The 11,132-nt window shown below is 61.7% G+C and carries 10 protein-coding genes; 3 read left to right on the top strand and 7 right to left on the bottom strand.

Features of this window, described 5'->3' with window-relative positions:
- Positions 1-26: 26 nt before the first annotated feature.
- The 6 genes from QM596_RS25145 to QM596_RS25170 form a co-directional block, all read right to left on the bottom strand.
- Positions 27-902 carry a MurR/RpiR family transcriptional regulator gene (locus tag QM596_RS25145; protein ID WP_019747531.1) on the bottom strand — a complete coding sequence of 292 codons (876 nt, stop codon included), beginning with the start codon at positions 900-902 and terminating at the stop codon, positions 27-29.
- Positions 899-2,092, bottom strand: coding sequence for an anhydro-N-acetylmuramic acid kinase (locus QM596_RS25150; RefSeq protein WP_019747532.1), 1,194 nt, complete (start codon positions 2,090-2,092; stop codon positions 899-901). Before QM596_RS25150 ends, QM596_RS25145 begins: the two co-directional genes overlap by 4 nt.
- Positions 2,093-2,138: 46 nt before the next feature.
- Entirely contained in the window at positions 2,139-3,470 is a 1,332-nt protein-coding gene (locus tag QM596_RS25155) for an MFS transporter (protein ID WP_019747533.1), read from the bottom strand.
- A gap of 104 nt (positions 3,471-3,574) precedes the next feature.
- Positions 3,575-4,555 (bottom strand): linear amide C-N hydrolase, encoded by a 981-nt coding sequence (locus QM596_RS25160; protein WP_283310199.1) that lies wholly within the window; start codon positions 4,553-4,555, stop codon positions 3,575-3,577.
- 17 nt (positions 4,556-4,572) lie between these two features.
- Positions 4,573-6,480, bottom strand: a complete 1,908-nt coding sequence (locus tag QM596_RS25165; protein ID WP_283310200.1) for an alkyl/aryl-sulfatase — start codon at positions 6,478-6,480, stop codon at positions 4,573-4,575.
- 95 nt (positions 6,481-6,575) lie between these two features.
- A complete protein-coding gene (locus QM596_RS25170; protein ID WP_283310201.1) occupies positions 6,576-7,982 on the bottom strand; it encodes an MFS transporter in 1,407 nt (468 codons plus the stop codon).
- Positions 7,983-8,092: 110 nt separating this feature from the next.
- On the opposite strand from QM596_RS25170, the gene QM596_RS25175 reads away from it, so the two are divergent.
- On the top strand, positions 8,093-8,695 hold the full coding sequence (locus tag QM596_RS25175; RefSeq protein ID WP_030535889.1) for a helix-turn-helix domain-containing protein: 603 nt from the start codon (positions 8,093-8,095) through the stop codon (positions 8,693-8,695).
- On the opposite strand, the gene QM596_RS25180 is transcribed toward QM596_RS25175, so the two are convergent.
- A complete protein-coding gene (locus tag QM596_RS25180; protein ID WP_069146093.1) occupies positions 8,692-9,471 on the bottom strand; it encodes an IclR family transcriptional regulator in 780 nt (259 codons plus the stop codon). The two genes, QM596_RS25175 and QM596_RS25180, sit on opposite strands and share 4 nt — an antisense overlap.
- A 167-nt stretch (positions 9,472-9,638) precedes the next feature.
- Between QM596_RS25180 and QM596_RS25185 the strand changes: the two genes are divergently transcribed.
- Complete coding sequence (locus QM596_RS25185) at positions 9,639-10,406, top strand: CoA transferase subunit A (RefSeq protein WP_153211317.1); 768 nt, start codon at positions 9,639-9,641, stop codon at positions 10,404-10,406.
- The gene (locus QM596_RS25190; RefSeq protein WP_020906493.1) at positions 10,403-11,065 is read left to right on the top strand and encodes a 3-oxoacid CoA-transferase subunit B; all 663 of its coding nucleotides are present in this window, start codon (positions 10,403-10,405) and stop codon (positions 11,063-11,065) included. Before QM596_RS25185 ends, QM596_RS25190 begins: the two co-directional genes overlap by 4 nt.
- The last annotated feature ends 67 nt before the right edge of the window (positions 11,066-11,132 follow it).

The following is an 11,132-nucleotide window of genomic DNA, read 5'->3' on the forward strand; positions in this document are numbered from 1 at the left end:
TCAGTAATCACAGCGACGACTCCTCGTCAGTGACGCTTCGAAGCAATGGCATCATGACTTCGTTGCAGCGCAGACAGGGCGCTCGGCAGCGAGTGCGCGACCATCGCAAAAATTGTGTCGACTACCAACAACTGGCCGGTGCGGCTTGCCATTGCTGCCGACCGGAAACCGAATTCTCTACCGGCAGTGAGTAGAACGTGGTGTGACTGCACAGCGAGCGTCGACCGCGCCCCGCCGGTGATCGCGGCCGTCGACGCCCCGGTACGACGGGCAAGGGCAAGCGGTTCGACCACATCAGAAGTCTCGCCGGAATGCGAGATTCCCACTGCTATGTCGTCCGGCCCGAGCAAACTGGCGCTGACCATGGCCGCGTCTCGGTCGAGATGAACCCGGCAGTTGACGTCGATCCGCGAGAGCTTCAACGTGAGGTCTTGCGCGACGATGCCTGACGCGCCGATGCCGTACACCTCGACCCGGCGGGCGGATCGAATCCGCGACACCACTGCTTCGAGTGCAACAGGGTCAGTCAATTGTGCTGTGCCCTTGAGTTGTTCGGATTCAAACTCGGCGAGTTTGGCCATGACTTCACTGGCAGAGTCGGCGGCAACGATGTCCACACCGAGTGGAATCGAATCACTTGACGCGGAACCGCTGATGGCCGCCAATGCCAGACGAAGCTGGGGATACCCCTCGAAGCCGAGCCTTTTGGCTGTGCGGACCACTGTCGCCGTGCTTGTCGACGCTCGTTCGGCAAGATCGTTGACCGTCAGTGTGGACGCCAGGCTGGGGTCGGCTTCGATGATTTCGGCGATCCGCAGCTCGGCAGGTGAGAGGCTGCTCAGCGATGCGCGAATACGAGCAAGCAGGTCGACGGACGCCGGAGCACTCCGGTCCAAAGTCATAACGCCTCGATTCGCATCATTTTCGGAGCTGACGGCACCGATGTGATTCTAGGCAGCCCACGGCTTCCTGGCGTCAAAGATCCGAGCACACTGGCGTGACGCGCACCGGTGCACGAAGCAATACTGCCGGGCAATCCGTGTGCGGTGAGGAAGCCGAGAACCGCGAAAGCCAATGCTTCCTTGATGTCGGAGGTGACTCCGAGTTCGTCCGAAGAGACAAGCGCGATGTCGCCCAGTTCGTCACGGAGCATCGCCATCAACGTCGGATTCTTGGTGCCACCACCTGACACCACCACTTCGGTGGCCGCGAGTGCTTTGACGGAATCGGCGACGGTCCGGGCCGTCAGTGCAGTCAGAGTCGCGACGATGTCTGCCAGAGACAACGACTCGTAGCCCCGCAGAGCGGCGAGCAGATAGTCCCGATGAAACAGTTCTTTGCCCGTGCTCTTGGGAGCGGGCTGCGTGTAATACGGTTCGCTCAGTAGATGTGCAAGCAGATCGACGTTCGGCGTGCCGGCTGCACCCAGAGCGCCACCGAGGTCGAACCACTGCTCCCCCGCAGTGAATTCGCTTACCGCCGCATCGATCAGCGCATTTGCCGGGCCGGTGTCGAAGGCAATCGGTACTGCGGGACCATCTGCCGTCGTACCGCCGCCACCCGGAGCAGTGACGTTCGCGATGCCACCGAGATTGAGCGCGACGGAACCCGAAGTTCTTCCGTTGAGCCACAATACGTCGAACGCGCTGACCAATGGTGCACCCTGTCCACCCGTCGCCACGTCGCGAGAGCGCAGGTCCGACACGACGGTGCATCCGGTCTTCTCGGCTATCCAGGCCGGCTGCCCGAGTTGGAGAGTGCCCTTTACTTGCGCTCCTTCGACCCAGTGGAACATCGTCTGCCCATGTGAGGAGATCAATTCCGCACTGCCGCCACACAGTTCCGCGTTCGCCCGCGCAGCCACGGCCGCGAATGCCTGCCCGATCTCGGTGTCGAGTTGGCAGATCTGACCGACAGTGGTGGACGCAGGCGGTACCGCAGCGGCCACCGCTGCCCGCAACTCACCGGAATATGGTTCGCTGACCATTCCCAGTGGGGTCAGCACAAGAGTGTCCCCGTCGATCCGGATATCTGCTGCGGCAGCATCGATAGCGTCGTACGAAGTACCGGACATCAGGCCGATGACTCTCATGAAATTTCCCTTACTCGGATCGTTTCGGCATTCGGGCAAGCTGCGGTCAGTCGACGAGTGCCCGCTTGTGGGCATTTCCTCGCAAGGTACTCAAAGCGATCGCGCTGACGGCGCACGTTGCCATCACGAAGTAGGCCGGAATATCGAGATTGGAAGTTTCCTTGATCAGCCACGTGATTATCAGACCGGCGCAGCCCGAAAAGACCGCGTTGGACAGGGAGTATGCGAGTCCCAATCCGGTGTACCGGACCGAGGTGGGGAACATCTCGGAGAGCATGGCGGGTCCGGGTCCGGCGACAAGTCCCACTGCGGCGCCGGCGGCAAACACTGCAAATCCCTTGGCGGTCAGAGACGTCTGCTCATTCTGCAGGACGTTGAGCAGCGGCAACGCAAGGACCAAGATCAAAACGGTGCCGGTGAGCATGACCGCGCGTCTTCCGATGCGATCACTGAGCCCGCCCGCAAGCGGAATCGTCACCGCGAAGCCGGCATTGGCAAGTACCGAAGCAACCAGCGCCTGATGGAATGTCGCGTTGAGTGAACTCTGAAGATAAGTCGGCATCACGACGAGGAACGTGTAACCCGCCGCAGACCAACCCATCAACCGACCGATGCCGAGCAGGATCGCCCTGGCGGTCTCGCCGACAGTCGGCTGCACTACCGGCGTCGCTGCATCAACTGTCGGTTCGGACTGGACTGCGCGGGCACGCTCGAACGACGGCGTTTCTTCGAGTCGGAGCCTGAGCCACAGTGCGACCAGGCCCATCGGAAGTGCGAGGAGGAACGGGATGCGCCAGCCCCAGTCGTTGAGCTGACCGGAGTCGAGAACTGTCGCGAGGAGCGCCGCGATTCCGGCACCGGCAAGCAATCCGAGCGCGACCGTGAACGACTGCCACGACCCGTACAGTCCGCGTCGTCCCGGGGGCGCGAACTCGGTCATCACCGACACCGCGCCGCCGAACTCGCCTCCGGCCGACAGTCCCTGGAGGATCCGAAGAACCGTCAAGAGCAGCGGTGCCAGAATTCCGACGCTCTCGTAGGTGGGGAGCACACCGATCAGGGTCGTCGCACCCGACATCAGCAGAAGAACGATCACCAAGGTGGGGCGTCGGCCGATGCGGTCACCGAGTCGACCGAACAGTGCGGCCCCCACTGGGCGGAAGAAGAAGGCGAGCGCAAACGACGCGTAGGTCTTGATCAGGCTTTCGAGGTCGCCGGAGCCGTCGGCGCTGAAGAAGTTCGACGCGATGATCGTCGCGAAGAACCCGTACACACCGAACTCGTACCACTCGATGAAATTTCCGACGGAGCCGGCGACGAGCGCCCTGCGCCGTTTGAGCTGCGCACCATCGTTCCGTGTCTGCACTGTGATGCCCATGCCGTCCTCCGTTGACGAAACCCGAATATGCAACAAAGTTTCATCTGAACGGAGTAGAAATGTCAAGAAGTTTCACAATTGGGTTTTCGTGGGTCCCAGAATCCCTACGCTCCTGCGAACGTGAAGGCCTCCGCCCGTTCGAACTGGTCGGTGGAGTCTCCGGAGTAGACCGTGCTCTCGTTCGGGCCCAGCCCGAGCTTGCGGACGGGCGTCCCCTCCCCGAGATCCATCGACGCCACATCCACCCAGAACGTATTCGGGGTCATCGCAGACTCGAAGAAATAGAGCGTGCGTTTGTGATCGACCACCGTACGCCAGCGGGTCGACGAGATGTTGGGCTCGTCTGGAGTCGAAATGCCCAGCGGCACCGAAACATTGCGAATGACACTGAATGTCGACGCCAACGCGGACCGCGGATCGTCCGTCTGCGGTATCGCATCCACGTAGAACGACGCGCGGGCGAATCTGTCAGCGGCACAGTTCGTTCCGGGCAGCATCACAGTCCCGTTGATCTGCTTCCAGTACTCGTTGACCGCGAGTTGCTGATCGAAGATCGGAGAATTTGTCATCACCTGGTACGCACGGCTGTGATGAATAGTCGCGCGTCCACCGACGTATTCGATGATCGCACTGTCTCCCCTGGCGTCCGAGAGTGACATGTGCAGGGTAGCGAGACGGTCTTCACCGGGAACAGCAGCAGTCACGACGGTGAACGGTTCCGCTGCCAAGACCTCGACTGCTTCCTGAACTGTCGCAAAACAATCCAGAACATACTGCGCCCACGCTGCGATGGACAGACCCGGAGTCGAGCCGTCGTATGCCGGGTACTCGGACTCGACCAACCACAAGAGATTTGCAGACAGTCCTGCCTCGTTGACCCCATCGGTTGTGCACATGTCGTAGGCCGTTGCGACAACACTTCCGTATTTCGACGTCCACTGAATCGAGTTCGGACCCGCGCAACCCTCGCGCGTCATGCCCCGCGGAAATGCCCAGAGATTGGTTCCGAGATCGACCTTCCAATCCATCGATCGAGCAGTGATCACAGTGTCGTTGGGCCCCAAGTAGACCAAGCGTGTACACATCGAAAACTATCCCTTCCTCACGGCGTGACGATATTGAAACTGGGATCGAAGGTATCCAGCAGCCCTCCCAGTGTCTCCAGCGCCGTTTCGTCTCCGGTGAGCGTAATCTTCCCGGCTTTGGCAAGTTCCGCAGCCGCACCCGGTTGCAGAAGTGCGCCGATCAGTGCAGCTTTCGGCCCGGACACCGTCAGTTGTGTGTTCGACGCCGCTCCCCGGCGGGCATTGAGGACGCCGCGCCTGACCCAGGCCGTCCAGGTCTCGTCGTCGTGATCGGTGAACACGAAATCGATGTGGAGGTCGACGTCAGTTGCCTTGTCTCCGATGAGATGCACTGCTACGAAGTCGAACAAGATATCGATGGGCATCGCGAGGACGCTGTCTTCGCTCGCAGTGATGTACGGCGGGGGTTGCGAGCCCTCACGCAATTCCAACGCTGCCGAAAGGTAGATACCTCGCCACTGAGGTCCCTCGGCTTGATACCCCATCTGCTCGTAGACGTCAGCCTGAAGGTTCTTCGCCTCGGTGTTCTCCGGTTGAGCGAACACCAACTTGTGCAGGATCTCTGCCGCCCACCGGTAGTCTGCGGCGTCGAATGCTCGCTTACCCTCATCCAGGATCTTCTGCGCCCCAAGGAGATCGACGAACCTCTTCGCCGACTCGACCGGTGGATGTGGATGAAGCGTCACCGGATCGCCGTCCCACATTCCCAGTTCCTTGGTGTACACGGCACGCACGTCATGATGCAGAGTTCCGTGGTACCCGCGGTTGTGCCACTTGCGGCCGAGCTCCTCGGGTAGCTCGATCACCTCGGCGGCTTCGAGCGGCGTGTATCCCTTGTTCGCCAGCCGGAGCGCCTGGTCGTGAATGTATTTGTAGGTATCCCTTTGTGATTCGATGAAGCCAACGAGGTCCTCGTTGCCCCACACCGGCCAGGTGTGCGGTCCGTAGTGAACGGCCGCGTCGTCGCCCCACCGTTCCAAAGTCTCGTCCAGGTATCGCGCGAAATTGCGGGCATCGCGGGTACGCGCACCGCGCAGGGTCTGGATGTTGTGGAGTGAATGATTGGCGTTCTCCGCACACGTCAGTGCAACGAGTTCGGGGATCCAGATGTGCATCTCCTCCGGAGCCTCGGTATCGGGTGCATAGAGGAATTCGAACTCCAGACCCGCAATTTCTCGCTTCGTTCCGGTTTCGGTGATGCCGTCGGTGGGGGAAATATACGAGATCTGAGGGCCTTTGGTGCTGAGCACGCCGATCCCGCACGAGACCGCCCCTTTCGGACCGAGGTCGAGCAATCCGCCGAAGGCATAGAACGACCGCCTCGCCATGGCATTGCCGGCGACAACATTCTCGCCGATTGCGAACTTGTCGAACGATGCGATCGTGCCCGGCGCGATGATCGGCACCTTTCCCGACGCAACGTCCTCGACGTCGATGATGCCTTTGACTCCGCCGTAGTGGTCGATATGGGTGTGCGTGTAGATGATCGCTGCAACCGGCTTGTCGCTGACGTGCTCGCGAATCATCTTCATGCCCTGGCGCGCTGATTCGACTCCCGCCATGCAGTCGATGATGATCAGGCCTTCATCACCCTCGACGACCGTCAGGTTTGCGATGTCGTTGTTTCTCACCTGGTAGAGGCGATCCGTCACCTGGTAGAGCCCACCCCGGCGAATTACCTGACTCTGGCGCCACAAACTGGGATTGACGGTGTCCGGCGCCGGAACGTCGTCGCCGATGTACGCCAATGCCTCGGGGTCGAAGACCACATGCCCGTCGTCGCCGAGAACATTGCCAGGCAACGGTGCGATCAAGCCACGATCCGCGTCGACAAAATCTTGCCGGTCATCCATGGCGTACCGCGTGACCGCTTCGCGATTCACCGTCACGGTGGCCGGTGTTGCGTCCTTTGGTGTCTGGCACATGGCACTCCCCGCTCGGATACGACGATCAGATACCCATAATCTCTATCCGGCGGCAGCGGCGTTGGAATCACCCGCGCAGGGTGAACTCACACTCCTCACCCCTTCGTCTTCTCGGAACCTCCTGACATCAGGGCGATGACAAGAACCACGAGTCCACATGCGACGACAAGGATCCAACCCGCTCTCGATGCCTCGGCGATGTCTGATTGTGCGCTGCCGGCGATCATGCCGCCGGCCAGCGCCACACCGAGAGCAGCGCCGAACTGCCTTGCACTGGAGGTGATCCCGCCGGCAAGGCCTGCCTGCGCTCTCGGTAGTCCGTTGACGGCGGTGTTGGTGATCGGAGCATTCGAGAAACCGAAGCCGATACCGAGGAACAGGTACGCAATTAGCAACGTCGCAGTGCCTGTGCTGTTGTCGAGAGAGACCAGGCACAGTCCGCCGAGCGCGGTGAAGCTTCCGGCGATCAGCAACGGCAATCGTGCACCGAAGCGTCCGACGAGAATCCCCGACAACGGCGCACAGATGGTTGCGGCGACTGCCATCGGTAGTGTCATCGCGCCCGCGGCGGCGGGAGTCATTTCACGCGCCTGTTGAAGGTAGAAGGTGCCCAGAAGCAGCGTCGCGTTGAGTGCCACGAACACCACGATCGCGCCGAGGACTGCCCCGGTGAACGGTCGGTGCCGAAACAGCGAGGGGTCCATGAGCGGCTCGCTCTTTCTCGATTCGACCCGGACGAACGCTGCCAGCGCGGCAGCGACGGCGACGTAACCCGCGATTGCACCGGAGGCCAGCCACCCGATTCGTGGGCCTTCGATGAGCAGAGCCACGGATCCGCCCACGACGACCATCAGAAGCACCTGCCCCGGTAAGTCGAGACGTCGAGGTTGTTCAGCCCGGGACTGCGGCACGAACACCGCGGTCAGCACAAGAACGACCGCGATGACGGGCACGTTGATCCAGAAAACGGATCTCCAGCCGAAGCTCTCGATGAGGACTCCGCCGACTATCGGTCCTGCTGCCATGCTCAGACCGAAGACCGCAGCCCACACGCCGATCGCCTTGGCTCGCTCCTTCGGGTCGGTCATCACGTTGACGACGATCGCCAGGGCCACCGGACTGAGCATCGACCCACCGACTCCCTGCGCGATCCTCGCCGCAATCAGAACTCCCACCGACGGGGCCAGCGCGCAGACGATCGACGCCACCCCGAAAACGACCAGTCCGATCTGGAAGATCCGCCTTCTACCGAACCTGTCGGCCAGGGCGCCGGACGAGATCAGCAAGCTTGCCAAGACGAGTGTGTACGCGTTGACGATCCATTCGAGACCAACGGTTCCGACGCCGAATCCCTCCCCGATCGCGGGGAGAGCGACGTTGACGATGGTCGTGTCCAACCCGACGACGAACAAGCTCGTGCAGCAGATGGCCAGAATGCCCCACCGGCGGCGTGCGTCAAGTCCGATCACTTTCGGTTCGTCGATCCCGCTCGAAGGTTTCATCTCGGACTCCATCTCTCGAAGTGTTCTGCCGTGCTCGCCAGTCGAAAAGATCGTCGCAACCCGGCCCGCGAAGCCGGTAAGAAATTTGCAGAAACTGCAAAGATGAGCGCATGGACGCCGAACTCGAGCAGTTGCTTACCGATATCGGACCGAGACTGCGAACGCTTCGTCGGGATCGCGATCTGACCCTCGAGGCCCTGTCCGACGCCACCGGAATCTCCGTCAGCGCACTGTCGCGACTCGAATCGGGTAAGCGTCGTCCCACCCTCGATCTGCTGTTACCGCTCGCGCGTGCTCACCGGGTCGCGCTGGACCAACTCGTCGGCGCTCCCGCCACGGGCGATCCTCGGGTCCATCTCACCCCGAGCCGACGCAAGAACGGCAGTGCCGTCGTTCCGTTGACGCGCTATCCGGGCCGGGTGCAGGTGTTCAAACAGGTGATCGGTCCACGTCCACCGAAGCTCGTCACCCACGCCGGCTACGAATGGCTCTACGTCCTCGCCGGGGATCTGCGTCTCATTCTGGGTACGAACGAGGTTGTCCTGCACCCCGGTGAAGTCGCGGAGTTCGACACCGCCGAGCCCCATTGGTTCGGGCCCGCCGATGAACAGGTTGTGGAGATCTTGCATCTGTTCGGCCCGCAAGGCGAGAAGGCCCACGTGCGCACGAAGGCAAGAACTGCTGCTGCGCATGACGCAGTTCCCGAAAGTTAGACCACTGCATGCGTTTTCAGTCGGTTCGACAGCGTATGAGCGTATTCGAGAAGTAGCGTTCCCAACTCGGCATGACGCGCGGGCCGAAAGCGGGTTTCCACTCCGGTCAGGCTCAGCGCCCAGTCCGGGCGCCCGTTGCGGTCGAACACCGCGGCACCCATCCCCCAGCTTCCCTCGACGATGAGGGCTGGATTGACGGCATAGCCGGTGACACGCGTCGACTCGATTCGCTCGCGGATTGATGCCTCACTGTGGATCTCACCCCATTCCGACTCCAGATTCACTCGGGCGAAATAGTCGTCGACGTCCCGCGTCGGCAGGTGACTCAAGATGGCAAGCCCCGCCGACGCGACCCCCAACGGGAATCGCTTCCCCTCGTGCAGCACGTGAGATCGCAGCGGAAAACTGCCTTCCTGACTCAAGATGCAGACGGTCTCGTCGCCGCGACGTGCCGAGAGGAATGCACTCTCCCCCGTGACCCGGGCGAGGTCGTCGACGATGTCGCGAGCGCGGTCGGTGATGTCGTACCGATTTCCGGCCGCGGCGCCCAGGAGGTACAACTCCGGGCCGAGAGACCACCGACCGGTTCGTGCGTCACGGTCGACCAGTCCTTCGGCAGCCAAAGACGTGAGCAGTCGGTGCGCGGTGGGCCGAGCGAGGCCGGTGACCTTGCCCAATTCCGTGGTGGAAATGCCCGTTGGCTCAGAGGCGCCGAGGGCTCGCAGAAGTGCCGCCACCCGCGCGACCATGGCCGGTGATTGCTCGTGAGTAGGCATGAGTTCATCCTAGCGTCCATTCAGTGAACGAATTTTCTTCAGATGGTCAGCAGTCGATCAGTTCTGTCTTGATATTCAAGATCCCTTGAACCTGTGAACTGGAGATAGTTCACTGGATAGCGAAGTGAGTGAGTGTCTACTCAATGAACGCTTGGCAGGGAGAAAACATGACAGCAAAGGTGTACGAGTCCGCGGCGGACGCGGTCGCCGACATCGTCGACGGAGCAACGCTGGCCGTCGGCGGATTCGGTTTGTGCGGCATCCCCGACGTATTGATCGACGCGATCGCAGCAACGAGTGCAACCGACCTCGAGGTGTTCTCCAACAACTGCGGCGTCGACGATCATGGTCTCGGAATCTTGCTGAGCGCCGGACGTATCCGACGGGTGACCGCGTCGTACGTCGGCGAGAACAAGGAGTTCGCCCGGCAGTACCTGGCCGGCGAACTCGAAGTGGAACTGACGCCGCAGGGCACGCTCGCCGAGCGTCTGCGCGCCGGCGGAACCGGAATCCCCGCATTCTTCACACCGGCCGGAGTGGGTAGCCCCATCTCCGACGGCGGAATGCCCTGGCGCTACGACGCCGACGGCTCGATCGCTATTGCATCGCCTCCGAAGGAGACTCGCGTCTTCGGAACCAAGCGTTACGTGATGGAAGAGGCGATCAACGCCGACTACGCACTCGTGCACGCTGTTCTCGGTGACACCGACGGCAACCTCGTGTTCGACAAGACCGCGATGAACTTCAACCCGCTCGCCGCGATGGCGGGACGGGTCACCATTGCTCAGGTGGAACGTCTGGTCGAGCCCGGTGAAATCGACCCGGCATCGGTACACCTGCCCGGAGTCTTCGTGCAGAGAATTGTGCACACCGGCCCTCAGAACAAGCGAATCGAAAAGCGAACCGTCAGCGCTTCGGAAGGAACCTCACGATGACCGCACCAGTGACAGTGACGGGTTGGACGCGCCAGCAGATGGCAGCGCGGGCGGCTGCAGAGATGATCGACGGCGAGTACGTCAATCTCGGAATCGGTCTTCCCACACTGATTCCCGGATACCTGGGGTCGGACGTTCGTGTGGTCCTGCACTCGGAGAACGGAATTCTCGGTACCGGACCGTATCCCACCGAGGACAACGTCGATCCTGACCTCATCAACGCCGGCAAGGAGACCGTGACCGTCAATCCCGGTGCGGCATATTTTGATTCGGCCCTCTCGTTCGGGATGATCCGCGGCGGCCACATCGACACCGCCGTTCTCGGCGGCATGCAGGTGTCGAAGACGGGTGACCTCGCAAACTGGATGGTCCCCGGCAAGATGGTCAAGGGCATGGGCGGCGCAATGGACCTCGTCCACGGTGCCCGGCGTGTCATCGTCGTCATGGAGCACAACGACCGCGACGGCAACCCCAAGATCGTCGACGCATGCACCCTGCCCCTGACCGGCCAGGGCGTGGTGAATCGGATCATCACCAACCTCGCCGTCATCGATGTGAGCGACGAAGGCCCACTCGTCCTGCGTGAACTCGCCCCCGATGTCAGCGTCGAAGACGTTGTCGCCGCGACCGGCACCGAACTGAAAGTTGAACTGGCATGACCGACACGACCACTGTGATTGTTGCGGGAGCTCGTACCCCGATGGGTCGACTCCTCGGATCGTTGAA

This window comes from Rhodococcus sp. IEGM 1406, assembly GCF_030056745.1.
In the GTDB taxonomy this organism is placed as follows: domain Bacteria; phylum Actinomycetota; class Actinomycetes; order Mycobacteriales; family Mycobacteriaceae; genus Rhodococcus_F; species Rhodococcus_F erythropolis.